The sequence below is a fragment of the Bradyrhizobium sp. USDA 4452 genome, assembly GCF_054063575.1.
In genome coordinates, this window is the sequence record NZ_JBSSGK010000001.1 from 785,262 (window position 1) to 807,404 (window position 22,143).

Here is a 22,143-nt window from a genome sequence, read left to right on the forward strand (position 1 = left end):
TCTATTTCTTCGCGACCTCGCGCAGCGTGGTGTAGACCCACTCCGCCCCCTGCTTGATCGCCTCGACGCCGATCCGTTCGTCGTTGCCATGCATCCGGCTCAGGATGTCGTCGTCGAGCGGATAGGGATAGATGCCGTAGACGGGTACGTTGCGCTCGCGCCAGGCGGTGGCGTCCGTCCCCGCCTCGAACATCGTCGGCACCAGGACGGCGTCTTTCCAGATCCGCTTCGCGTTGCGGTCCAGCGCCGCATAGAGCTCGGTATTGATGGGCGACGCCGGGATCCTGGAGCGCGTCAGATAGGCGTCCCGCGCGTCCTGTTGCGACAGCGACGTCACGATGCTGACCTCGATGCCGGGGTCGCCGATCGCCCGCTTGATCTCCTCGATCATCTGATCCGTGGTGCTGCCCGGCAGCAGCCGCGTGTTCACCACCGCCTTGGCGTCGCCGGGGATGACGTTGGGCTTGATGCCGGCGTCGATCATGGTGATCACCATGGTATCGCGCAGCAGCGCGTGCAGCAGTAGGCTGTCCTTGGGATTGTCGGCGACCAGCTTCCTTCCCGCGGCATCGCGATCGCCCTGGTCCTTCGCAGCCAAGAGCTGCCTGATATCGGCTGCCGTCTGCTCCGAGCTGATCGGAAGCAGCGCCTTGAAATAGGCTTCGGTCGCCGGCACCAGCTTGACGGCCGGATCATGTGCCGCGAGCTTCGCCAGCGCCGCGATCAGGCGGTCGTTGGCCATCGCCCCCGCCGGGAACGGCCGTGAGGAATGACCGGAGGGACCGGTCGCCTTCAACGCAAACGTCGCCGAGAGCTTCTCTGCCGTCGTGATATTGATCTGGCGCACCGTGCCGTCGCGCTCCTGCAGCACATAGCCGCCTTCGTTCAGCGCGAATTCGGCGTCGATCTTGTCCCAATGGTTCTTCGCCAGCCACACCGTGCTGTATTGGCCTTGCTCCTCGTCGGCCTCGGCGAGGAAGATCACGTCGCGCGACAGCGGCGTCTTCTCCTCGGCAAGCCGCATCACCGCGCTGGCGAAGACCGCGAGCCCGCCCTTGAAGTCCATCGCGCCGCGCCCGTAGACGAAGCCGTCCTTCTCGACGCCGGCGAACGGCTCCACGGTCCATTTCTCGCGCTCGACCGGAACCACGTCGGCATGCGCGGCGAGCAGCACCGGCTTCCGCGAACCGTCGCCGCGCAGCCGCGCAATAAAATGTGCGGCCTTGCCGTTTGGGGCGACGAAGATGTCGACCTCGGCGCCGAGCGGCGCGAATTGCGATTTCAGATATTCGGCAAGTGCCCGCGTATCGCCCGGACCATTCGACGTGTCGAAGGAGATCAGCTTCTTGAGCAGCTCAACCGTGCGGTCGCCCGGCTGCTCGGCGTGTGCATGTCCCGCTCCGGCACAGCACAGCAATGCAGCAAGAGCAAACGCAGCGAAGCGGGTCTTGGTCGACGGCACCATGTTCTTCTTCCTCCCTTATCTGGATTTGAAGCAGGATAACTTGCGCCGCCTACCTCAGCGAGTCCCTGCGCTCAGGAAGTTCTGGGGAACATCACCTTCAGCATCGCGGCCGCGAGCAACGTCGTCACGGCGAGGCCGGTCGAGAGATAGAGCGCGCTGGCATCGCCGTAGCGGTCGATCACGATTGCATAGACCAGCGGCGCCGCCGCGGGCAGGATGAAGCTCGGGACGATCAGCCGGCCGACCAGCGTGCCGTAGCTGCGGTGATCGAACAGGATCAGCGGCAGCGTTCCCCTGGTGATGGTCAGAATGCCGTTGCAGGCGCCGTAGAGCAGCGCGAAGGCGATTCCCATCTCCTTCGCCGTTCCGCTGAACAGGCCGGCGATGAACGACAGCGGCATGATCAGGCAGGCCATCAGGTTGAGCGCCAGCGGATCGAGCCGTGCACCGAACAGGATCTCGCAGAGCCGCGCGGCGGATTGCCCGATGCCCCGGAGCGTTGCGATCCATACCGCCACGGTGATGGTGAGCCCGAGGCCGGCGAGCACCGCGATCATATGCGCGGACATGCCTGCATTGAGGAAGTTCGCACCGGTCATGATCACGGCGTAGAGCCCGCCGGCCGCCGCAAGCCGCGGACCGCCAGCGGCGCGCGGTTGCCTAGATGCCGGCGCTGCCGAACCCGACACGACGGCAAACCGCTTGTTCGGGATCAGCAGATGCAGCGGGATCGTCAGCAGTGCAAAGCCCGCATAGACCAGCACTGCGATGCGCCAGCCGAACTGTTCCGAAAGCGTATGGCCGAGCGGCCAGAATACGGTGGCCGCCAGGCCACCGAGCAAGGTGATCCCTGACATCGCGCGGCGCTCCTCCGGTCCGCCGATCCGGGCCAGCGCCGCAAATGCCGCATCATACAGCGTCAGCCGCATGCCGAGGCCGAGAACGATCCATGACGTGAAGTAGGTGCCGATCTTGTGCGAGATGGCGAGACAGGCGCAGCCGAGCGCGTTGATCACGGCACCTGCGACCATGACCTCCCGGCCGCCACGGCTGTCCACCCATCTTCCCGCAAGCGGTGACGCCACGCCCATGACCAGCAGCGCCGCGGTAAAGCCGCCGTAGACAATGTCGCGCCCCCAGCCGAGATCCGCGGCGATCTGCTCGCCGAAGCCGCCGATCAGATAATAGGTCGCGCCCCACGAGATCAGTTGAGCCAGCCCGAGGGCGGCCACGACCCGGCGTGCGATCAACGCGCCGTTTCCGTGTCTGGCGGGAGCGTGGAGGCCCCCGGTCCAAGCGGCCGCTGCATCAGCACGGTGTCGACCCACTGCCCGAGCTTGAAGCCGACCGATTTCAGCGTCCCGACCATCTCGAAGCCCATGCGACGGTGCAGCGCGATCGATCCGGCGTTGCCGCTGTTGCCGATCACGGCGATCATTTGCCGCCAGAGCCCCGCTTCCACGCGCGCAATCAGCTCTTGCAGCAGCGCCAAGCCGATGCCGCGTCCGCGCAGCCCGTCGGCCACGTAGACCGAGTCCTCGATGGTGTGGCGATAGGCCGGCCGCGGCCGGTACGACGTCGCATAGCAATAGCCGACCACACGGCCATCCATCTCGGCCACCAAATATGGCAGCCCCGCCGCCAGCACCGCGGCGCGGCGGCTGCGCATCTCGTCCGCCGTCGGCGGCACCTCCTCGAAGGTCGCGAGCCCCTTGAGCACGTGATGGGTGTAGATGCCCTGCACGTCAGCCATGTCGCCGTCGGTCGCGTCGCGGACCACGACGCCGTTGATGCCTGCCATCACCTGTCTTCCTGCTTGAGCCGTCAATATTGCCCGAGCATGCGCCACGGCATTATATAAGTGAAGCTTTGATTGGTTATGCGTAGTATAAAAGATTCTTTGATGAAGAACCTCAACCTCGACTATCTCGAAAGCTTCGCCGTCGTAATCGACAGCGGTAGCTTTTCTGCCGCCGCCGAGCGATTGCAGCTCACGCAGCCGGCGGTGAGCCTGCAGGTGCGCCAGCTTGAGCGCAGCCTGAATGCGATCTTGATCGAGCGGGTCGGACGACGCGCCCGGCCGACCGCGGCCGGCGTTGCCCTGCTTTCGCACCTGGACCAGATCAACGCGGCCGTAACGTCGGCGGTCGACGCCGTCGCGCAGCAGACGGCGGGAACCGCAGGCCGTGTGCGGCTCGGTACCGGCGCGACCGCCTGCATCTTCCTCCTGCCACCGATCCTGAAGGAACTGCGGGCCACCATGCCCTCGCTCGAGATCACGGTGACGACGGGCAACACAGCGGAGATCTCGCGGGCCGTCGAAGACAACACGATCGACATCGCGCTCGTCACGCTGCCGGTGTCTGGGCGCAGCCTTGAGATCACGCCGGTCATGAACGATGAGTTCGTGCTGATCGCGCCCCGCGACATGAAGCTGCCGGCGCGGATCACGCCAGAGGTGCTGGCGACCCGGCCGGTGCTGCTGTTCGAGCCCGGCGGCAACACCAGGCGTACCGCGGATGAATGGCTGGCGCGTGGCGGTGTGTCGCTGAAACCGTTGATGTCGCTCGGCAGTGTCGAGGCGATCAAAGAGATGGTGCGCGCCGGACTCGGCTGCGCGATACTGCCCGAGATGGCGGTGCCCGCCAGGACCATGCAGCGCGACCTGAACCTCCGGTCGCTATCGCCAAGGCTCTACCGCCGGCTCGCGGTCGTGATCCGTCGCGACAAGCGCCTCGACCGCGGTCTCCGGCAAACGCTCTCGGCGCTGAAGACACTCTCGGTAGCGAAGGACAATGGCCGCTAAAGCGCGATGAGATTCGGTTGAATAACCTTCGCGCTTTAGCTCCTTGTTTGAGCATGATCTTTTCGGAAAACCGCTTCGCACTTTTCCGGATCATGCTTTAGGGAAAACGCCGCGCGTCCTCCCTGCTCCACCCGTCAAGTCGCCTTGCGTTCCTGCTCCGCGATCTTGCGGAACGCGGCCTCGCCGGCGTCGGTCACGGCCGCCCACTTCGCGTTCGGCGCGGTCTCCACCTCGTAATTGTCGTGCCAGTTCCACCATTTGTAGGTCGGGCCCTGCGGATACCCCTTGGGCGAGTCCTCCCAGAGTTCCTGGCGGCCGAACGGCGTGATGTCGAGATAGCTCCACACCGTACCCATCGCTTCATCGCCGCGGCTGTTGACGAGATAGGTGCGGAAGATCCGCTCGCCGTCACGGACGAACACGTTGTGGCCGTGCCACTCGGCAACGCCGAAGTCGGCGTCAAAGCTGTCTGTTATCGTGTACCACGGCATCTCCCACTCCATCCGCGCCTTCAGCCGCGCGATGTCGGCCTGCGGCGCGCGCGAGGCGTAGGCCAGCGTGGTGTCGCGCTGGTTCAGGTGGGAGAGATGGCTGACCTGGTCGGCGCCGAGCGAGCAGCCCCGACAGGCGTGATCCGGCCAGCCGAACACGCCGGGCTCGAAGAACGCGCGGTAGACGATCAGCTGCCGGCGGCCCTCGAACAGGTCGAGCAGGCTCGCCTTGCCGTTCGGCCCCTCGAAGACATACGGCTTCTCGACCGCCATCCAGGGCATCCGCCGCCGCTCAGCAGCAAGCGCGTCGCGCGCCCGCATTTGCGCCTTCTCCTTCACCAGCATCTCCAGCCGCGCCGCCTCCCACGCCTCCCGCGACACCACCGGCGGCGTCTGCATTGCCGCCAGTCCGCCGCGATCGTTCTCGGCCGATTTGGTCATGATGATCTCCATCTTTCGAATTGGACGAACTCCGCGACCACGATGCAGTTCCCGCGCCGAGGCCGTTCGTCATTGGCCATGCCGCAGTCTGACGCGGCGGCAGCGAATGATGGGAGTGACAAGTGTGTCGGGATTTCGCGCACGCACCCCGATCGCTTCGATCTCCTTGTATTATACTTGCACATTGCAATTATCTGTGCGAGCCTCGCCGCCATGAAGCAAACCTTGGCCCCTGCATCCGATAATGCTCTGAAGCTCAGCGCCTGGCTCCCCTATCGCCTGTTCCTCGTCGCAGCCCAGGTCGCCCGCCCACTCGAGAGCTTCTACAGCGAGACGTTCGGACTGAGCCAGGCTGGCTGGCGCATCCTCGCCGTGATCGCCGAGCGCGATGCGGCCAACGCCTCCGAGATCGGCCGCGCCTGCACGCTCGATCCGTTCGCGGTCAGCCGCGGCATCGGCCAACTGGTCGAGCTCGGCTTCGCGGTGCGCCGTCCGGGCAAGACCGACCGCCGCTTCGCGGCGGTGAGCATCACCCGCAGCGGGCGGACCGCGTTCAACAGGATCGCCGCCTTGGGCAGCGCGATCGAGGCGCGGCTGCTTGCGCGCCTGTCGGACAGCGAGCGGACAACTCTCGATTCCGCCCTCACCCGGCTCGAGGGCGAAAGCGCGCGGATCGACGCCGTCGGCTGGCGCGCGCTGCTCGACGACGCTGCAACGCCGTGACGGCCGCACTGTTCGCGCTGACCGCACTGCTCTGGGGTGGCGGCGCGCTGGCAACCGCGATGCAGGCCGGCGTCACGCCCGCGCCGTGGTCGGTAGCGCTGCGCATGGTGCTCGCGGGCCTCATCCTGGTCGGTTACAGCCGGCTGCGCGGCGTGCCGCTCGCGATCCCGCGCAAGGACCGGCTCGCCGTCGCGTTGCAGGGCCTGCTGTTCTTCGCCATCGCCTTCATCGCGTTCTATGAAGCGACCGCGCGGATGCCGAGCGGCCTTGCGGCGCTGGTACTGTCGACCTCGTCGCTGTTCGCGGCCGTGATCGCGCGAGCCGCGCTCGGTGTGCCGATCTCGTCGAGCTTCGTATGGGGCGCGCTGTGCGGCATCCTTGGCCTCGCGATCATCTTCCTGCCCGGCACCACCGCGCATGGCGTCGCGCCGCTCGCGGGTCTGGCCTGGGCACTTGCGGCGGCGATCGCGACCGGTGCCGGGACAACGGTCGGCGCGCGCAACCAGCGCGCCGGACTGCCCGTCGTCGCCGTGCTCGCCTGGGGCGCTTTCATCGGCGCCGCGGCGAGCGCGCTCTGGGCCGTCGCAACTGGAACGCCGTTTGCCGCCGATCTGTCGCTGTCCTACGGGCTGAGCTTCCTCTACCTCGCCGTCGCAGCCTCCTGCATCACCTTCATGCTCTATTTCGAACTCGTCCGCCGTCTCGGCCCCGGCCGTGCGGCGTACACGCTCGCACTGGTGCCGCTCGTCGCGCTGGTGCTGTCGGCGCTGTTCGAGCACCTTGCGCTGGGCTGGCCGGTGCTCGCCGGCGCCGCCGCGATCCTCGTCGGCAACGTGCTGGTGCTGGCGCGGGGCTAGACGTGCCTGCCTGATTGCGCAGCCTCTGCAATTGACGACCGGATGATGTCTGACTAAGGTCAGACATATGCTCGACCCGGTTTCCCGCGTCCGCCGCTTCAACCGTGCCGTCACCTCCGCGGTCGGCGCGCTCGACACCTCGTTCCTCGGCCGCGGCCGGCCGCTCGGCGCGGCGCGGGTGCTGAACGCGATCGGGCACGGCCGCGCCGACGTCGGCGACATTAGGGATTATCTCGGGCTCGATTCCGGCCTGATGAGCCGCCTGTTGCGCAGCCTCGAGGACGAGGGACTGATCGAGACGAGCGCGCACGGCGACGATGCGCGCCGGCGCATCGCGAAGCTGACCCCAGCGGGCAGACGCGAGTTCAACGCCTACGAGGCGATTTCCAACCGGCAGGCCAAGGACTTCCTCGGCCATCACACCCAACGCGAGGCGCTGCTGGCGGCGATGGATCTGATTGCCTCGGCGCTCGGGCGCGACGGCACTGCCCTGCACGAGATGGACCCGCGCAGCGAGGCGGCGCGCTACTGCCTCGGCGAATATTACGCCGAGCTCGCCCGGCGCTTCAAACAGGGGTTCGACGTCAAGCTGTCCCGCGATCCCGATGCCAAGGACATGGTCCGGCCCCGCGGCAGTTTCATCGTGGCGATGTCGGACGGCCTGCCGATCGGCTGCGTCGGGCTGAAAGGCACGAGCGGCGAGTACGCGGAGATCAAGCGGCTCTGGGTCGCGCCAGCCGCGCGCGGGCTCGGCCTCGGCCGCCGCCTCATGGACGCCGCAGAAAGCGCCGCCCGCGAACTCGACATCGCGGTGCTGCGGCTCGATACCAACAGCGCGCTGGCGGAAGCCGGCCAGCTCTATCGCAGGACCGGCTGGACCGAGATCCCGCGTTTCAACGACGATCCCTACCCCGACCTTTTCTTCGAGAAGCATCTCTGAACGACGCATCTCGCGGGGCCCCTGCTTGCGCGTGTTGTCCAGCGCCGTGAGCTGGCCTATGACACCGGCATGACCATCCGCCCCGTCGTCCGTTATCCCGATCCCCGGCTTGCGCTCCCGGCTGAGCCGGTCGACCTGTTCGACGACGCGCTGCGCGAGTTGGCGGCCGACCTGCTGGAGACCATGCATGCGGCGCCGGGCATCGGCATCACCGCGCCGCACATCGGTGTGCCCCTGCGCGTCGTGGTGCTCGAGCTCGATGCCGGCGAAGGGCCGCGGACCTATGTCAATCCGCAGATCATCTGGGCCTCATCGGAAATGATCCTGCACAAGGAAGGCAGCGTCTCGATGCCCGGGGTCAACGACGAAGTCGAGCGCCATGCGCGCGTCCGCATCCGCTATCAGGATCTCGACGGCAACATGCAGACCGAGGAGTCGGACGCGCTGCGCGCGGTGTGCCATCAGCACGAGATCGATCAGCTCGACGGCGTGTTCTGGATCAGGCGGCTGTCCCGCCTGAAGCGGGAGCGCCTGATCAAGCGGTTCGAGAAGATCTCGCGCACGTAACTCGACCTCACCCTCCCGCCATCAAATCCTTCGCCAGCGCCATGTAGGCCGGCAGCGTGACGGGGTCGTTCGCGGCATTGCCGGCGGCGTGGTGCGAGGCGTAGCGCGCGATCACCATCTCGGCCTTCGGATCGATGTAGATGCCCTGGCCGTGCACGCCGCGCGCCATGTAGGCGCCGTGCGCATTGTGCGTCACCCACCACTGATTGCGGTAGGACGCGCCGGGCAAGGTGGTATAGCCGGCCGGCTTGAACTTTTCGGGATCGCCGCCCCGCGCGATGTCCTCGACGACGGTGGACGGCACGATCTGGCGGCCGTTGAAGCGACCATGGTTGCGGATCGTCTCGCCGAAGCGGGCGAGATCGCGCAGCGTCGTGGACAATCCGCCGCCGCCGCTTTCGGTGCCGATCCGATCGACATGATAATGCGCATCCTCCTCCGCGCCCATCGGCGCCCAGATCTTCTCGGACAGCATGTCCGACAGGGTCATACCGCTGGCGCGCCTGATGATGAAGGCCAGCACGTCGGTATTGACGGTCTTGTAGGCAAAGGCCTTGCCGTGCTCGCCCTGCTTCTGCTGCCCGCACAGGAAATCGAAGATATTGCTGGCGCCCTCATAGCCTGGGGGAATCGGCGCCATGCCGTTGGCGCGCCGCAGCCCCCACACGTCGGAATTCCTGTCGGTATAGACCTCGGTGTATTTCAGCCCCGTGGTCATATCCATCACCTCATGCACGCGCGCATCGCCGAACGCGCTCGCCTTCAACTCCGGCACATAGTCGGTCACCGGCGCCTGCGGATCGATCTTGCCCTCGGCCACCAGCATACCGGCCAGCACGCCGGTGAACGACTTCGTCACCGACATCGCGATATGCGGCTTGTGCGGCTTCAGCGCGCCGAAATAGCGCTCGTAGATCAATTTACCCCGATGCAGCACGGCGATGCCGTCGGCATAGCTGTCCTCCAGCATCTGCGCGAACGTCTGCGGGCGGCCGTCCATCGTCACCGACGCGGAGGCGCCGATGTCGTGATCCTCGCGCGGCAGCACCGAGGCCGGCCCCGCTCCGCGCCAGACGTTCACCGTCGGCACCAGCTGGCGGATATTGCTCCAGGCCCAGCGCAGTTCGGGAAAGCTGCGGAACGAGCCGTCCTGGAACGCGATCGTCTTGTCCCGCGGCGGCGGAAAGCCCTGCATCCAGCCAAGCGCCTCGGGATCGCTCTCGGCGGCGGTGGGGTTTGGTTGCTGATTGGCGGCGGCTGCGACGGACATCAAGGCTGGCTCCAGAGCTGCGGAACAAGATCCGTATCATGCGATGGCACGAGACACATCCTGCGTTTGCGCCGGGGTGACCGTCGCGGGGAGCGCACGCCGCGACGTGAAATGGCCGAGCCCCGCACCGACCGGCTCGATCGGACACCTGACTGTCGTGCTCGGGCCAAATCATTGCAGCGCGCGGACTACGCCGCAGCCGCCCGCTCGATCGCGGCGATGTCGATGTTCTTCATCGTCATCATCGCCTCCATCGCGCGCCGTCCGGCGGCGCGATCGGCGCCGTTGACGAGTTCGAGCAACCGCCGCGGCGTGATCTGCCAGGTAAAGCCCCAGCGATCCCGGCACCAGCCGCACGGCAATTCCTTGCCTCCATTGCCGGTGACCGCATTCCAGTAGCGATCGGTCTCCTCCTGGTTGTCGGTGAGCACCATGAAGCTGACGGCCTCGTTCGGCGTGTAGTTGGAACCGCCATTGAGTCCGACGAAGCGGCGGCCGAGCACGGTGAACTCGACCGTCAGTTCATCGCCCTGCCCGATGCCCGGGATCGGCGAGACATGCCCTGCATCGACATGGCTGTCGGGAAACGTCGCAGCGTAGAATTCCGCCGCTGCGCGCGCCTGGCCTTGATCGAACCAAAGGCATGTGACGAGATCGGTCATTTGCAGTCTCCTGGTTTTTGCGCCCAAAGGACGATTGGCGGCGACGCCAGCCGACACCGCGGCAAGACACCGATGAAAATAATTCGCGGAACCGCGTTTGTCACAACACCGCCTCTACAGCCGGCACTGTCGTCCTGGCGAAAGCCAGGCCGACGACAAGGATTTGAGCGGCATGGGCCGCGGCGTTGCAAAATAATCCGATATCGCTCGTCGGGCCGCGCGTCGCCCGTTCGTCCTCGGGACGCAAGGACATGGAGAGACACGATGACCCCCACCATCACCGCCTTCGAACGCTCCCCCGACGGCGGCAAGGGGCTGGCGCGCGATACCCGCGTTCGCTGGGCGCTTGAAGAGGTGGGCCAGCCTTACGAGGTTCGGCTCGTTTCGTTCCAGGCGATGAAGGAGCCCGCCCATCTGGCGCTGCATCCGTTCGGCCAGATCCCGACCTATGAGCACGGTGACCTCGCGCTGTTTGAAACAGGATCGATCGTGCTTCATATCGCCGAGCATCATGCCGGCCTGCTGCCCCGCGATGCCAACGCCCGCGCCCGCGCCATCAGCTGGATGTTTGCCGCGGTCAACACCGTGGAACCGCCGATCCTCGAACTCGCAACCGCCAGAATTCTGGAGAGCGACAAGCCATGGACCAGGGAGCGCCTGCCTCTGGTCATGGATCGCATCCGCGACCGGCTGAAGCAGCTCTCAGCCCATCTCGACGATGCCGACTGGCTCGACGGCACGTTCAGCGCCGGCGACTTGATGATGGTGTCCGTTCTGCTCAGGCTGAGAGCATCCGGCATCCTCGACGAATTTCCGGGCCTCTCCGCCTACATCGCGCGCGGCGAAGCGCGACCTGCGTACAAGCGGGCTTTCGAGGCGCAGCTGGCGGTCAATACGCGGTAGCATCGACCGGCTGAGGTTGGCGACACGCGGGACAGCACCTCGCGCAGGCGCCCAACACCATCACACCGCATCCAGTTCCCGCACACGATCACGACCGTATCGAATCCCTCACGCAGCGTTGAGCCGGCGTGAGCAATGATTGCATTCAAATGCGCCTGCTCTGCGCACATCTATCTGACGAGGCCAGACTCCTTGGCCCCTTAAGCAAGACGGAGAAACTCAATGACGAACGTCAAACTGTTGTCGGCTGCTTTCATCGCGGTTGCCATGATCGCGACACCGGCGATGGCGCGCGAAACGCACGCTGTGTCCAGGCATGTCGCCGAAGCCAATGCCGCCGCGCCCACTGAGCCTGTCTATGTCGATGGTCGCGCCTGCATTCCGGCGCCGCGCGTCGGCTCGTTCGCGACTGCGCCGTGGACCGGCAACAACGTTCCCTGCGAACCGGGTCCGTATTGATCGCGCCTGCTGCCCGGCTGACGCGAGCGTCCCGCCACCAGGCTACAGCATTCACGTTTCAAACAGCATGAACGTCCGCGATCTCGCGACATGATCTGTCCGAGTTTTGTGCTTCGTTTCGCCCTCGCTGCCAGCAGAGGGCGCAGGGAAGACCGGGTGCCGATCGCACCCATGGGCCCCGAGCAAAAGGGTAAAAAGCTCGGGGGGTAGGACCACAGGTGTAACCGGAAACAACCCGGCCTTCCCTGCGCGATGGGCTACGGCTTACTTCGTGCTCTCCCCGGCGAGACTTGGCTTGCTTGTCACCGTCTTCGCAACGCGCGACCTGCGCAATCGGAAGAGACACCTGCCATTAGGGCGTCAGGACCACACGACTTCACCGTCCGCTTCATGCGCATTCGTCGACTGCGCACCCAGCGTCCACCGCATCCCACACCACGCTCGTGACGATCGCGAAGCGCCCTCGTGGCGGGTGGGACGCGCAGATTGAACATCTGAGTTGGGTCAAACGCCAAGCGGAATATTTTCTCAACCGCAGATTGACAGGTTTTGGTGAGTTGCCCGTCGGGGTGATTTGTCGCAGGGGACGGAGCGAGATTTGATTTGCGCGGGAGCCAACTCAGCGGCGCGGCGCGCAGCAAGTTGCGCGTCCTTAACATTGTCGGATCGGTCTCAAACCTGCCGCGCGTCAGTCGCGCGATAAAGACAGCCCGGCGAGGAGCGGTGCGTAGGCGGCGAGCCTGCGGGACACGAACTCAGTGAAGAGCCGCACACGCTTCGTCTTGCGTGTCTCCCCCTGTGTGAGAAGCCAGAGCGTTCCATACATGTGCAAGTCGGTGCCCGGCGCCCGCACCAGCAACGGGTCGGCATCTCCGACGAAGCATGGCAGCGTCGTCATCCCGATCCCCTGCCGCACCGCGACGATCTGCGCCTCGGCATCTGTAGCCCTGAACGGAACGTCGGCGGCGCGAACCTCGCCCTCGTGGGCCCAGTCCGGGATTCCATGAATGCTAATGACGATCCACCTGACGGGATCAGGCGCGCCCGCGCGCCACGCCGCCAGTCGATCGCGGGCCATGTAGATGCCTCCGAACAACTCCGGTCCTTTCAGTCCATGAAGATTGAGCGGCAGGGTTTGGCGGTCGTAGACGACGCGGATCGCGACGTCGGCCTCCCGGTTGGTCAGATTTGCCAACTCGCCGGACGACAGGACCTCCATCTCGATGTCCGGATGCAGACGCGCGAAATCGGCGAAGTCCGGCATCAGCAGGTGGGTCGCGAGGGTCGGTGCCAGCGTCACCCGCAGCAGCCCGCGCACGCTCTGGTCGCGGCCGAAGACGCGCGTCTCCAGCTGGTGCGACGACACTTCCATCTGCTCCGCGAGCTCGAGAACCTCTTCCCCCGCGGCCGTCAGGCGGTAGCCGGAAGGCAGCTTCTGGAACATGTGCGCCCCGAGCCGTTCCTCCAGCTGTGCGACGCGTCGCAGCACGGTCGAGTGGTTCACGCCAAGGCGCTCGGCGGCAGCCCGCACCGAGCCTCCACGCGCGACGGCGAGAAAGTAGCGAACGTCATCCCAGTCGATCATGGTGCAATCCAGCACCGCCGGGGTGCGCCTTCCAAAGCCCCCGTCCAATCCATCGAACGGCTTCCCGCATACGGTTAGCACGCGCGCGCGGCCTGCGTCAGTCCAGCCGGATCGTTTTCGCACCACCCATGTGCACGCTTCCGCACTCAACGCCTGACGTCGGCCGGCCTACGTCGAGGTTGTCGGAGGCCATCTCGCACCGGAACAGAGATGCGGTTCGACACCACCAAAGGAGAAGTCATGGGAAAGCTTGAGGGTAAGGTTGCAGTCGTCACCGGTGGATCGAGCGGCATGGCGCTGGCGAGCGCCAGGCGGTTCGTTGAAGAAGGCGCTTACGTCTTCATCACGGGCCGAAGGCAGGAGCTGCTCGACGAGGCCGTCAGGCTGATTGGCCGCAACGTGACCGGCGTGCGCGGCGACGCGGCCAATCTCGACGACCTCGACCGCCTGTTCGACGCTGTCAAGCGGGAAAAGGGCAAGATCGACGTCCTGTACGCGAGCGCCGGCATGGGCAACGCTGTGCCGCTCGGCGAGATTACCGAGCAGCATTTCGATGCGACCTTCGACCTGAATACCCGCGGCACGTTGTTCACGGTGCAGAAGGCGTTGCCGCTGTTTGGCGATGGCGGATCGATCTTCATGACCGGGTCGGTTGCTTCGGTGAAAGGCTTTCCCGGTTACGGCGTCTATGCGGCGAGCAAGGCGGCGCTGCGCTCGTTCGCACGCACCTGGCTCAACGAGCTGAAGGGCAGGAATATCCGGGTGAACGTACTGAGCCCGGGGCCGATCGCCACGCCGATGCAGGATCAGGTCCTCACCGAGGAAGCGAAGCGGATGTTCGAATCCCTGATCCCGCGGGGAACGATGGGTCGCCCCGAGGAAATCGCGGCGGCCGCGCTGTTCCTCGCCTCAGATGATTCGAGCTTCGTGAACGGCGTGGAGTTGTCCGTCGACGGCGGCTTCTCGGCGATCTGAATTCATCTCGCAACGCGATCGGAGAAGCATGATGAGCTACGCAATTGTAGGATTCGGCAAGGTAGGCCAGGCCCTCGCCCGCGCCTTCGCCCGCAAGAACATCGAGGTGACCGTCGCGAGCCGCCGGCCACCGGAGGCGTTGGCGCCGCAAGCGCGGGCGATCGGACCCACGGTCGTCGCCAAGTCGCTGCGGGATGCACTCGAGGCCGACACGATCATCCTGGCGGTCCCGTTCGAGGAGCATCGTGAAGTTGCGAAGGCCCTGCCGAATTGGAAAGGCAAGACGGTCATCGACACGATGAACGCGTTGCTTCCGCCTGAGGAGCTGGACGGTCTCCCCTCCTCCACCTTCGCTGCGAAGGCGTTCACCGGCGCCGGCTTCGTAAAAGGCTTCAATCACCTGATTGCGGCCAAGCTCGCTGCCGATCCGATCGTCGAGGGCGGGCACCGGGTCGTCTTCCTATCTGGTGACGACGAGGACGCGATCGCTGCCGTGGCAGCCCTCGCCAAACAACTCGGGTTCGCACCCGTCAAGCTCGGAAAGCTCAACGAGGGTGGCGCGCTGGTGCACGCACGCAGCCGCGTCTGGGGGCCCGCTGATCTTCCAGGATCTGTTCAAGAAGGAGCCGTAGCGGATTGCGACGCTAGAAAATCCCGGATATCGCTGCGCTGATCCGGGCTACGCTTGCGATCTTGCCGATCCGCTCTCGCGTAAGCGCGAGAGCGGCCTTCGTAAGCTATGATCCCGATCAAGATGCCTCGATCGACTCGGACATCGTGATCCTGTTCCTGACGCTGGGACGCGCCTGCATCCGTGCATACCATGCCGAAAGCGCCTCGCACTCCGGCGGCACGGGCACGTTCACGAGTCCGGCGAAGATCAAGCCGCCTATGACGGTGATATCGGCCATCGTGAATGCGTCGCCGGCGACGAACGGCTGTCGCTTCAGAATGCCATCGAAGTAGTGCATCCCCCTGAGGGCCTTGTCGCGCTGACGGAATCCCCACTCAGCATTCTGATAGATCTCGACATGAGGCCCAAGACCCGGCGTGGCGTGGTGGAAATAGACGCTGATGGCGTCGAGCAGTTCCAGCTCGGCGCGCTTGCTCATCATGTGGATCACGCCCTTTTCGCGCGGCGTCCTGCCGGTCAGCGTCGGCGCGCCATCGAGCGCGTCAAGATACTCGGTGATCGCCGTGCACTCGCCGATGAAGGTCCCGTCGTCGAGTTCGAGCACCGGCAGCGTGCCGGAGTAGTTCTTGGCGAGGAATTCGGGCTTCTTGTGCTCGCCCTTGTAGAGATCGACCAATACGAACTCCACCTGCGACCGCAGCTCCTTCTCGGCCAGAGCAATGCGAACGCGGGCCGGATATGGGCCGGTCGGCCAGTCGTAAATCTTCATTCAGGGCTCCTTGTCTACCTGTCACTTGGTAGGCTGAATAAGAATACTTCCCATTCGGCCGGTCAATGCCTATCTGTCACTTGGTAGATAACGAAGCAGTGAGGCGATGAGGTGAGCTCAAGCTCTCGGGAGGCCATCCTGGCGGCAGCAAAGCGAACCGCGCAGGCACGCGGCTATGCCGGCTTGAATTTCCGCGATCTCGCAGACGAGGTCGGGATCAAGGCCGCCAGCATCTATCACCACTTTCCGAGCAAGGCCGATCTCGGCGCAGCTGTTGCGCGGCGCTACTGGGAGGACACCGCTGCCCAACTCGAGACGATGCTGGCGGAAACGGCCGATCCGGTCCGCTGCCTGCGTCGATATCCCGATGTGTTTCGCAAGGCGCTCGAGAACGACAATCGCATGTGCCTGTGCAGCTTCATGTCCGCTGAGGTCGACGACCTGCCGGACGCGGTGAAGCAGGAGGTCCAGACCTTTGCAGACGTCAACGTGGCGTGGTTGAGCAAGCTGCTGGTGGCGACGCGCCTGGCCAGTGCAAGAAAGAGCGAACAGCGCGCCCGCGCCATCTTCGCCGCCGTCGCCGGCGCGCAGCTGATGGCCAGAAGCCGCTCGAATATTTCGCTCTACGACTCCTTGATCGACAGCTATCGTGCCGCCGGTCTGCTGCCGGCGTAGCTAGCCGCGTAGCCCGCATGAGCGCAGCGATATGCGGGGGCCACAACGCGAGTGAAAGAGCCCCGGATATCGCCACGCTTGTCCGGGCTATGCTTGCTACTTCCTACACCACGTTCGTGACCACCCGATCCGCTCCCAAATCGGGTGAGACGGGCATGTTGAACATCCGACGCTAAGCGCAATATTTTCTTGTCGCGGGATTGATAAGGTTTTGCCGAGCTTCCCCGTCGGGCGACATGCCGGAGAAGTCACGATAGGCTGACGAAACTGTCCTGAGTCGCTCGCTCGTCGGGGCTTCTCTCACGTGATCGTGGAGACCGAAACGAAGATGGATGACGCAATAAAGGGTCTACGAGTTCGCGAATTCTTCAAGATCGAAGCCAAGACGCTGCTCGACCGTTATCACACCATAGAAACATTATTGCCGCACGCAACCACACGCGGCGCCGCGCATCGAGGTGAGGAAGGTCGGTACATTGAGTCTTTGCTTCGTTCGTTCCTGAACAAGCACCTCCCTGGCAATCTGCGCGCTGTTTCGGGCTTCATTCTGTGCCCATCGACTAAGACGGGGGTACAGAACGTCAAACGCGTAACAGAATTCCATGATCGTCATAGCCGTCAGCTTGACGTGATAGTTTATGATTTAGACGCATATCCTGTTTTCGAGCGCTTTGAGGAATTCTGTATTGTTCCTCCAGAAGGAGTCGTCGGCATCATTTCGGTGAAGAAGAAGCTATATAATCGGGAAATTGAGGATGAGATTTTAGCACTGAAGGAGGCGGCCGATCTTTGTAGTCAACAAGATCGCCGCGGCCCATTCACAGGCCTCCTTGCTTTTTCGGCGGAGGAAAAGAGCGACGCGAAGCTTGGCCGCAAGATATTTGATCAGATCAGGAAAACGCATAAGGGGCACGCGTTCGATCCAATGCTCAACGAAGCCTCGGTGATGGGCAGAATTTGCGTTTTCAAGAACAGGCCGGGATATGGAGGCGGACGAAGCGCTAGGTACGTGGCCGTGGATTCCCGGGAGGAAATCCACATCCCATTGCAACGTCTTTTGCAGAGCCTGCTCTCCGTCTACTACGACGAGACTCGTGGCTCCGGAAAACAGCGACCAGGTTTTGTCTCGTTCCGAAGAGGCACGTTTGCAGATTCTCCAGAACTCGGCATGATCCCCTGCACCTGACCTGCGATACGGTCTATTGCAACAATAGCGATTGTGTGCCGCGAAACTTAACCCAACTACTCCCACTCGATCGTCCCCGGCGGCTTGGACGTCACGTCATATACCACCCTGTTCACGCCCTTCACCTCGTTGATGATGCGCGTCGCGGTCTCCGCCAAAAACTTCATGTCGAACTGGTAGAAGTCCGCGGTCATGCCGTCGGTCGAGGTGACGGCGCGGAGGCCAACGACGTATTCGTAGGTGCGGCCGTCGCCCATCACGCCGACGGTCTTGACCGGCAGCAGCACGGCGAAGGCCTGCCAGATCGCATCATAGAGGCCGTGCTTGCGGATCTGGTCGATATAGACGGCGTCCGCGTTGCGCAGGATGTCGAGCTTTTCCTTCGTGATGTCGCCGGGGCAACGGATGGCAAGGCCCGGGCCCGGGAACGGGTGGCGGCCGACGAACACTTCGGGCAGGCCGAGCTCGCGGCCGAGCACGCGCACCTCGTCCTTGAACAGTTCGCGCAACGGCTCGACCAGCTTCATGTTCATGCGGGCCGGAAGGCCGCCGACGTTGTGGTGCGACTTGATGGTCACCGACGGGCCGCCGGTAAAGGAGACGCTCTCGATCACATCAGGGTAGAGCGTGCCCTGGGCCAGGAATGCCGCGCCGCCGATCTTCTTGGCCTCCGCCTCGAACACGTCGATGAACAGCCGCCCGATGGTCTTGCGCTTCACCTCGGGGTCGGTGACGCCTGCGAGCTCGCCGAGAAACTCTTTCGACGCGTCCACATGGACCAGCGGGATGTTGTAGTGGTTGCGGAACAGGTCGACGACGGTCTTGGCCTCGTCGAGCCGCAGCAGGCCGTGATCGACGAACACGCAGGTGAGCTGGTCGCCGATCGCCTCATGGATCAAGACCGCCGCGACGGCGGAATCGACGCCGCCGGAGAGGCCGCAGATCACCTTGCCCTTGCCGACCTGGGCGCGGATCTTCTCGATCGCCTCCTCGCGGAAGGCACGCATGGTCCAGTCGCCGGTGAGCCCCGCGACCTTGCGCACGAAATTGCGCAGCAGCTTTGCGCCATCGGGCGTGTGCACCACCTCGGGATGGAACATCAGGCCGTAATACTTCCGCTTCTCGTCCTGGATGATCGCGAACGGCGCATTCGGCGAGGTGCCGGCCACCGAGAAGCCGGGCGGCATTTTGGTGATCCGATCGCCATGGCTCATCCACACCTGGTGCTTTTCGCCGTGGCCCCAGACGCCGTCGAACAGCTGGCTGTCGGTCTTGACCTCGACATCGGCGCGGCCGAATTCGCGGTGATGCCCGCCTTCGACCTCGCCGCCGAGCTGGGCCGCGAGCGTCATCTGGCCATAGCAGATGCCGAGCACGGGAACGCCTGACTCGAAGATCAGCTGCGGGGCGCGCGGCGAGCCGGTTTCATGCACTGATTCCGGGCCACCGGAGAGGATCACCGCCTTCGGCTTCATCTCGTTGAAGGCGGCCTCGGCCTTCTGGAACGGCACGATCTCGGAATAAACGCCCATCTCGCGGACGCGGCGGGCGATCAGTTGCGTCACCTGGCTGCCGAAATCGACAATCAGAATCTTGTCATGCGCCGAGGCCACGGAGGGCGCCGACGAGCCATGAGAAGTGTCTTGGGCTGTGTGCTGGGCTGTCATGGCAAGCAGATACGCGACGGCGCTCGCCCCCGCAACCGCGCTGCGCGGGGCGCCCACATTCTTCTTTGGGCATGGACAAACCGATATACGTCAGTATTATTGACCTAATTTGGCTATGACCAATGGGAGGAAACCAATGCCCGATTTTCACGAACCGTCCCGCCTCGCAGCCCTCGGCCGCGACTGGATCGCAGCCTGGAACGCGCGCGACCTCGAGTGGGTGCTGGCGCTGTATGCCGATGATACCGAGATGACCTCGGACCGGATCCCGGCGTTCGGCTTCGGCCCGTCCGGCACCGTGCGCGGCAAGGCGCAGCTGCGGGCCTATTGGAGCGCCGCGCTCGCCAAACTGCCCGAATTGCATTTCGAGCTGATCGACCTCTATGTCTCGCCCGACAGCGTCGTCGTGTTCTACCAGAACGAACGCGGCAAGAAGATCTGCGAGTATCTGCGGCTCGATGCCGACGGCAAGATCAGGCAGGGCTCCGCGAACCATCTGGTGGGGTGAGGCGCTGATGGATCGAGTCATCATCCGTCACCCTGAGAAGAACGCCGCGGCGTAGGATGCATAAGTTGAGCACAACCCCAGGACCACCCGCATGAAAATCCCGCCCCTGCCCTTCACCGTCACCGACTGGAGCAACGTCGAGCCCACGGTGCATCCCGGCGAGACCGGGCAAGCGCTGTGGCGCACGCTCAATATCGGCGAGTTGCGGGTGCGGATGGTCGAATATTCACCCGATTATCTCGCCGATCACTGGTGCGATCGCGGCCATGTGCTCTTTGTCGTCAAGGGCGAGCTCGACACCGAGCTGCGCGACGGCCGCAGATTCACTCTGAAGCCGGGCATGAGCTACCAGGTCTCCGATTTCGGCGACGCCGCGCACCGCTCATCGACCGCGACCGGCGCCACGCTGTTCATCGTGGATTGAACGCCCGCCCCTGATCTATCCCGTCACCCTGAGGAGATCGCGAAGCGACCATCTCGCAGGGTGGACGGCCCGACTGATCCCCGTCATTGCGAGCGTAGCGACGCAATCCATCGCGCCGATGGCCGAGACATGGATTGCTTCGTCGCTTCGCTCCTCGCAATGACGTGGAGAGACTCCGCCCCTCCCTCACCGCCTCCGCGCCGCAACCTTCCTCACCCTGGTATCCGCCCAGCTCAGCGGCTTGCCGCTCTTCGAAGGCAGCACGAGTTGCCCGACCGCCTGCCCGGCCTGGTCCAGCAGCACCGAATGCGCTTCGCCCCGCGCATAGAGATGCGCCTCGCCCCATTGCCGCAACGAGACCACGATCGGAAACAGGTCGTGTCCGCGCTTGGTGAGCACGTATTCGAGATAGGCGCTGCCGTCGGACGCTGCGACCTGCTCGAGCACGCCCAATTCGACCAGCTTGCGCAGCCGCGCCGTCAGCATGCCCTTGGCGATGCCGAGATTCTTCTGGAAGTCGCCGAACCGGCGCAGGCCGTCGAACGCGTCGCGCACGATCAACAGCGACCACCAATCGCCGATCGCATCCAGCGCGCGGGCCACCGGGCATTCCGCCTTTGCGAATCCGGTTCGCTGCATCGCTGCCTACCTCCCTTCGATCACGATTCGTGAACTGGTATTAAAATAGGACTAGACAGCATCCGGCGCAACTGGTCTCATGATAAGACCAGATTGCGAATGCGACGGAGGCGTGATGACGAACCAGACCATGACGAAGGCCCGGCCGCCCAATGGCGATGACAAAGCGGACGGCAAGCCCGGCAACGGGACGGCCGGCGCCCTGTCGCCCGCGGTCGTGCTGCTGTTCGCGGTCGCCTGCGGGCTGAGCGTCGCCAACATCTATTTCGCCCAGCCGCTGCTCGACACCATGGCGCGGGATCTGTCGATCACGCCGGCGGTGATCGGCGGCGTCGTGACGCTGACCCAGATCGGCTACGCTTTCGGGCTATTGCTGATCGTGCCGCTCGGCGATCTCTGGGACCGCCGCAAGCTGATCGTCGGCCAGACCGTGCTTTCGGCGCTTGCGCTGACCATCGTCGGCACCGCGCCGAACGCCGCCGTGCTGCTCATTGGCATGGTGCTGGTCGGGCTGCTTGCGGTCGTCATCCAGGTGCTGGTCGCTTACGCCGCGACGCTGGCGGCGCCGGCCGAGCGCGGCCGCACCATCGGCGCCGTCACCAGCGGCGTGGTATCCGGCATCCTGCTGGCACGCTTCGCCGCCGGTGCGCTGGCCGATCTCGGCGGCTGGCGGGTGGTCTACCTCACCTCGGCCGCGCTGACGCTGGTGCTGGCGCCGCTGCTCGCCCGCGCGCTGCCGCGGCATCGGCCGCAGGCAATGGCCGGATCGTCCTACGCCAACCTGCTTCGCTCGACGCTCGCGCTGTTCGTCGAGGAATCGGTGCTGCGCGAGCGCGCGGTGTTCGCGCTGTTGATCTTCGCGAGCTTCAGCGCGTTCTGGAGCTCGGTCGTGCTGCCGCTCGCAGCGCCCCCGCTGTCGCTGTCGCACACAGCGATCGGCATGTTCGGGATCGCCGGCCTTGCCGGCGCGCTGGCGGCACGTAATTCGGGCCGCCTCGCCGATCGCGGCTGGGGCCAGCGCACCACCGGGTTGTCGCTGCTGCTGGTGCTCGCCGGCTGGGCGCCGATCGCCTGCCTGCACGCCTCGCTGTGGCCGGTGCTCGCCGGCGTCGTCATGATCGATTTCGCGGTGCAGGCCGTCCATGTCACCAACCAGAGCCTGATCGTGGCTGCCCGCCCGGAGGCGTCGAGCCGCCTGATCGGCGTCTACATGGTGTTCTATTCGATCGGCAGCGGGCTCGGCGCGATCACTTCGACGGTCGCCTATGCTGCCGCGGGCTGGCTCGGCGTCTGCGCGCTGGGGGCTGCGATCAGTGCGGTTGCGCTGCTGTTCTGGGTCATAGTGGTGAGCAAGACGCCGGCGCCGGCGGGCGTGTGCTCCCAGGCGTAAAGGCTCCTCCGTCATTGCGAGCCACCCGGTCGGAGCGAAGCGCCGCCGGATGACAGGCTCCGCGAAGCAACCCATCGCACCGCGCGGGCGCGGCCATGGATTGCTTC

23 protein-coding genes and 1 pseudogene are annotated in these 22,143 nt (G+C 64.8%); 14 read left to right on the top strand and 10 right to left on the bottom strand.

Going from position 1 to position 22,143, the window contains the following annotated elements:
* Nucleotide 1 precedes the first annotated feature (1 nt).
* From ACVISU_RS04080 to ACVISU_RS04090, 3 genes are all read right to left on the bottom strand, one after another.
* Nucleotides 2-1,465, bottom strand: coding sequence for a M20/M25/M40 family metallo-hydrolase (locus ACVISU_RS04080; RefSeq protein WP_456706083.1), 1,464 nt, complete (start codon nucleotides 1,463-1,465; stop codon nucleotides 2-4).
* A 71-nt stretch (nucleotides 1,466-1,536) separates the two neighbouring features.
* Nucleotides 1,537-2,715, bottom strand: coding sequence for an MFS transporter (locus tag ACVISU_RS04085; RefSeq protein ID WP_456706084.1), 1,179 nt, complete (start codon nucleotides 2,713-2,715; stop codon nucleotides 1,537-1,539).
* Nucleotides 2,712-3,266, bottom strand: coding sequence for an N-acetyltransferase family protein (locus ACVISU_RS04090; protein ID WP_456706085.1), 555 nt, complete (start codon nucleotides 3,264-3,266; stop codon nucleotides 2,712-2,714). The genes ACVISU_RS04085 and ACVISU_RS04090 overlap by 4 nt, the downstream gene beginning before the upstream one ends.
* A 102-nt stretch (nucleotides 3,267-3,368) precedes the next feature.
* On the opposite strand from ACVISU_RS04090, the gene ACVISU_RS04095 reads away from it, so the two are divergent.
* Entirely contained in the window at nucleotides 3,369-4,271 is a 903-nt protein-coding gene (locus ACVISU_RS04095; RefSeq protein ID WP_456706086.1) for a LysR family transcriptional regulator, read from the top strand.
* A gap of 134 nt (nucleotides 4,272-4,405) precedes the next feature.
* On the opposite strand, the gene ACVISU_RS04100 is transcribed toward ACVISU_RS04095, so the two are convergent.
* Nucleotides 4,406-5,203 carry a DUF899 domain-containing protein gene (locus tag ACVISU_RS04100; RefSeq protein WP_050406614.1) on the bottom strand — a complete coding sequence of 266 codons (798 nt, stop codon included), beginning with the start codon at nucleotides 5,201-5,203 and terminating at the stop codon, nucleotides 4,406-4,408.
* A gap of 213 nt (nucleotides 5,204-5,416) precedes the next feature.
* Between ACVISU_RS04100 and ACVISU_RS04105 the strand changes: the two genes are divergently transcribed.
* The 4 genes from ACVISU_RS04105 to ACVISU_RS04120 all read left to right on the top strand — a co-directional run bounded on the left by ACVISU_RS04105 (nucleotide 5,417) and on the right by ACVISU_RS04120 (nucleotide 8,290).
* On the top strand, nucleotides 5,417-5,926 hold the full coding sequence (locus ACVISU_RS04105) for a MarR family winged helix-turn-helix transcriptional regulator (protein ID WP_456706087.1): 510 nt from the start codon (nucleotides 5,417-5,419) through the stop codon (nucleotides 5,924-5,926).
* Nucleotides 5,923-6,783 (top strand): DMT family transporter, encoded by an 861-nt coding sequence (locus ACVISU_RS04110; protein WP_050406515.1) that lies wholly within the window; start codon nucleotides 5,923-5,925, stop codon nucleotides 6,781-6,783. Before ACVISU_RS04105 ends, ACVISU_RS04110 begins: the two co-directional genes overlap by 4 nt.
* Nucleotides 6,784-6,850: 67 nt before the next feature.
* Entirely contained in the window at nucleotides 6,851-7,723 is an 873-nt protein-coding gene (locus ACVISU_RS04115) for a GNAT family N-acetyltransferase (RefSeq protein WP_456706088.1), read from the top strand.
* A 69-nt stretch (nucleotides 7,724-7,792) separates the two neighbouring features.
* A complete protein-coding gene (locus tag ACVISU_RS04120) occupies nucleotides 7,793-8,290 on the top strand; it encodes a peptide deformylase (protein WP_456706089.1) in 498 nt (165 codons plus the stop codon).
* Nucleotides 8,291-8,297: 7 nt separating this feature from the next.
* Here ACVISU_RS04120 and ACVISU_RS04125 read toward each other — a convergent pair whose 3' ends face one another.
* Both ACVISU_RS04125 and ACVISU_RS04130 read right to left on the bottom strand, forming a co-directional pair.
* Nucleotides 8,298-9,560 carry a serine hydrolase domain-containing protein gene (locus ACVISU_RS04125; RefSeq protein ID WP_456706090.1) on the bottom strand — a complete coding sequence of 421 codons (1,263 nt, stop codon included), beginning with the start codon at nucleotides 9,558-9,560 and terminating at the stop codon, nucleotides 8,298-8,300.
* 188 nt (nucleotides 9,561-9,748) lie between these two features.
* Nucleotides 9,749-10,222, bottom strand: coding sequence for a VOC family protein (locus ACVISU_RS04130; RefSeq protein ID WP_456706091.1), 474 nt, complete (start codon nucleotides 10,220-10,222; stop codon nucleotides 9,749-9,751).
* A gap of 264 nt (nucleotides 10,223-10,486) precedes the next feature.
* Here ACVISU_RS04130 and ACVISU_RS04135 point away from each other — a divergent pair, with 264 nt between their 5' ends.
* Both ACVISU_RS04135 and ACVISU_RS04140 read left to right on the top strand, forming a co-directional pair.
* Nucleotides 10,487-11,125 carry a glutathione S-transferase family protein gene (locus ACVISU_RS04135; protein ID WP_050406519.1) on the top strand — a complete coding sequence of 213 codons (639 nt, stop codon included), beginning with the start codon at nucleotides 10,487-10,489 and terminating at the stop codon, nucleotides 11,123-11,125.
* 222 nt (nucleotides 11,126-11,347) lie between these two features.
* Nucleotides 11,348-11,584: a hypothetical protein gene (locus ACVISU_RS04140; protein ID WP_050406520.1), complete on the top strand. Its 237-nt coding sequence runs from the start codon at nucleotides 11,348-11,350 to the stop codon at nucleotides 11,582-11,584.
* Nucleotides 11,585-12,272: 688 nt separating this feature from the next.
* On the opposite strand, the gene ACVISU_RS04145 is transcribed toward ACVISU_RS04140, so the two are convergent.
* Nucleotides 12,273-13,169, bottom strand: a complete 897-nt coding sequence (locus ACVISU_RS04145; protein WP_456706092.1) for a LysR family transcriptional regulator — start codon at nucleotides 13,167-13,169, stop codon at nucleotides 12,273-12,275.
* A gap of 240 nt (nucleotides 13,170-13,409) precedes the next feature.
* On the opposite strand from ACVISU_RS04145, the gene ACVISU_RS04150 reads away from it, so the two are divergent.
* Both ACVISU_RS04150 and ACVISU_RS04155 read left to right on the top strand, forming a co-directional pair.
* Entirely contained in the window at nucleotides 13,410-14,144 is a 735-nt protein-coding gene (locus ACVISU_RS04150; protein ID WP_050406615.1) for an SDR family NAD(P)-dependent oxidoreductase, read from the top strand.
* Nucleotides 14,145-14,175: 31 nt separating this feature from the next.
* Nucleotides 14,176-14,776 (top strand): annotated as a pseudogene (locus ACVISU_RS04155) (NADPH-dependent F420 reductase).
* 117 nt (nucleotides 14,777-14,893) lie between these two features.
* On the opposite strand, the gene ACVISU_RS04160 reads toward ACVISU_RS04155, so the two are convergent.
* Nucleotides 14,894-15,547 carry a glutathione S-transferase gene (locus ACVISU_RS04160; protein ID WP_050406522.1) on the bottom strand — a complete coding sequence of 218 codons (654 nt, stop codon included), beginning with the start codon at nucleotides 15,545-15,547 and terminating at the stop codon, nucleotides 14,894-14,896.
* Between the two features lie 111 nt (nucleotides 15,548-15,658).
* Here ACVISU_RS04160 and ACVISU_RS04165 point away from each other — a divergent pair, with 111 nt between their 5' ends.
* Both ACVISU_RS04165 and ACVISU_RS04170 read left to right on the top strand, forming a co-directional pair.
* Complete coding sequence (locus ACVISU_RS04165; protein WP_456706093.1) at nucleotides 15,659-16,222, top strand: TetR/AcrR family transcriptional regulator; 564 nt, start codon at nucleotides 15,659-15,661, stop codon at nucleotides 16,220-16,222.
* 328 nt (nucleotides 16,223-16,550) lie between these two features.
* Nucleotides 16,551-17,408, top strand: coding sequence for a DUF6602 domain-containing protein (locus tag ACVISU_RS04170; protein WP_456706094.1), 858 nt, complete (start codon nucleotides 16,551-16,553; stop codon nucleotides 17,406-17,408).
* 56 nt (nucleotides 17,409-17,464) lie between these two features.
* Here ACVISU_RS04170 and guaA read toward each other — a convergent pair whose 3' ends face one another.
* A complete protein-coding gene (guaA, locus tag ACVISU_RS04175) occupies nucleotides 17,465-19,075 on the bottom strand; it encodes a glutamine-hydrolyzing GMP synthase (RefSeq protein ID WP_456706095.1) in 1,611 nt (536 codons plus the stop codon).
* Between the two features lie 136 nt (nucleotides 19,076-19,211).
* Here guaA and ACVISU_RS04180 point away from each other — a divergent pair, with 136 nt between their 5' ends.
* Both ACVISU_RS04180 and ACVISU_RS04185 read left to right on the top strand, forming a co-directional pair.
* Nucleotides 19,212-19,583, top strand: a complete 372-nt coding sequence (locus ACVISU_RS04180; protein ID WP_456706096.1) for a nuclear transport factor 2 family protein — start codon at nucleotides 19,212-19,214, stop codon at nucleotides 19,581-19,583.
* A 91-nt stretch (nucleotides 19,584-19,674) separates the two neighbouring features.
* On the top strand, nucleotides 19,675-20,007 hold the full coding sequence (locus ACVISU_RS04185) for a DHCW motif cupin fold protein (protein WP_456706097.1): 333 nt from the start codon (nucleotides 19,675-19,677) through the stop codon (nucleotides 20,005-20,007).
* A 186-nt stretch (nucleotides 20,008-20,193) separates the two neighbouring features.
* On the opposite strand, the gene ACVISU_RS04190 is transcribed toward ACVISU_RS04185, so the two are convergent.
* On the bottom strand, nucleotides 20,194-20,646 hold the full coding sequence (locus ACVISU_RS04190) for a winged helix-turn-helix transcriptional regulator (RefSeq protein WP_050402112.1): 453 nt from the start codon (nucleotides 20,644-20,646) through the stop codon (nucleotides 20,194-20,196).
* Nucleotides 20,647-20,761: 115 nt separating this feature from the next.
* On the opposite strand from ACVISU_RS04190, the gene ACVISU_RS04195 reads away from it, so the two are divergent.
* Nucleotides 20,762-22,036, top strand: a complete 1,275-nt coding sequence (locus ACVISU_RS04195) for an MFS transporter (RefSeq protein WP_456706098.1) — start codon at nucleotides 20,762-20,764, stop codon at nucleotides 22,034-22,036.
* The last annotated feature ends 107 nt before the right edge of the window (nucleotides 22,037-22,143 follow it).

Coding starts and splice junctions, on each gene's coding strand:
- ACVISU_RS04190 (WP_050402112.1), bottom strand. CDS start 20,646: ATGCAGCGAACCGGATTCGCAAAGGCGGAATGCCCGGTGGCCCGCGCG.
- ACVISU_RS04100 (WP_050406614.1), bottom strand. CDS start 5,203: ATGACCAAATCGGCCGAGAACGATCGCGGCGGACTGGCGGCAATGCAG.
- ACVISU_RS04185 (WP_456706097.1), top strand. CDS start 19,675: ATGAAAATCCCGCCCCTGCCCTTCACCGTCACCGACTGGAGCAACGTC.
- ACVISU_RS04195 (WP_456706098.1), top strand. CDS start 20,762: ATGACGAACCAGACCATGACGAAGGCCCGGCCGCCCAATGGCGATGAC.
- ACVISU_RS04135 (WP_050406519.1), top strand. CDS start 10,487: ATGACCCCCACCATCACCGCCTTCGAACGCTCCCCCGACGGCGGCAAG.
- ACVISU_RS04150 (WP_050406615.1), top strand. CDS start 13,410: ATGGGAAAGCTTGAGGGTAAGGTTGCAGTCGTCACCGGTGGATCGAGC.
- ACVISU_RS04115 (WP_456706088.1), top strand. CDS start 6,851: ATGCTCGACCCGGTTTCCCGCGTCCGCCGCTTCAACCGTGCCGTCACC.
- ACVISU_RS04120 (WP_456706089.1), top strand. CDS start 7,793: ATGACCATCCGCCCCGTCGTCCGTTATCCCGATCCCCGGCTTGCGCTC.
- ACVISU_RS04145 (WP_456706092.1), bottom strand. CDS start 13,169: ATGATCGACTGGGATGACGTTCGCTACTTTCTCGCCGTCGCGCGTGGA.
- ACVISU_RS04170 (WP_456706094.1), top strand. CDS start 16,551: ATGGATGACGCAATAAAGGGTCTACGAGTTCGCGAATTCTTCAAGATC.
- ACVISU_RS04105 (WP_456706087.1), top strand. CDS start 5,417: ATGAAGCAAACCTTGGCCCCTGCATCCGATAATGCTCTGAAGCTCAGC.
- guaA (WP_456706095.1), bottom strand. CDS start 19,075: ATGACAGCCCAGCACACAGCCCAAGACACTTCTCATGGCTCGTCGGCG.
- ACVISU_RS04180 (WP_456706096.1), top strand. CDS start 19,212: ATGCCCGATTTTCACGAACCGTCCCGCCTCGCAGCCCTCGGCCGCGAC.
- ACVISU_RS04080 (WP_456706083.1), bottom strand. CDS start 1,465: ATGGTGCCGTCGACCAAGACCCGCTTCGCTGCGTTTGCTCTTGCTGCA.
- ACVISU_RS04140 (WP_050406520.1), top strand. CDS start 11,348: ATGACGAACGTCAAACTGTTGTCGGCTGCTTTCATCGCGGTTGCCATG.
- ACVISU_RS04160 (WP_050406522.1), bottom strand. CDS start 15,547: ATGAAGATTTACGACTGGCCGACCGGCCCATATCCGGCCCGCGTTCGC.
- ACVISU_RS04090 (WP_456706085.1), bottom strand. CDS start 3,266: ATGGCAGGCATCAACGGCGTCGTGGTCCGCGACGCGACCGACGGCGAC.
- ACVISU_RS04130 (WP_456706091.1), bottom strand. CDS start 10,222: ATGACCGATCTCGTCACATGCCTTTGGTTCGATCAAGGCCAGGCGCGC.
- ACVISU_RS04095 (WP_456706086.1), top strand. CDS start 3,369: ATGAAGAACCTCAACCTCGACTATCTCGAAAGCTTCGCCGTCGTAATC.
- ACVISU_RS04125 (WP_456706090.1), bottom strand. CDS start 9,560: ATGTCCGTCGCAGCCGCCGCCAATCAGCAACCAAACCCCACCGCCGCC.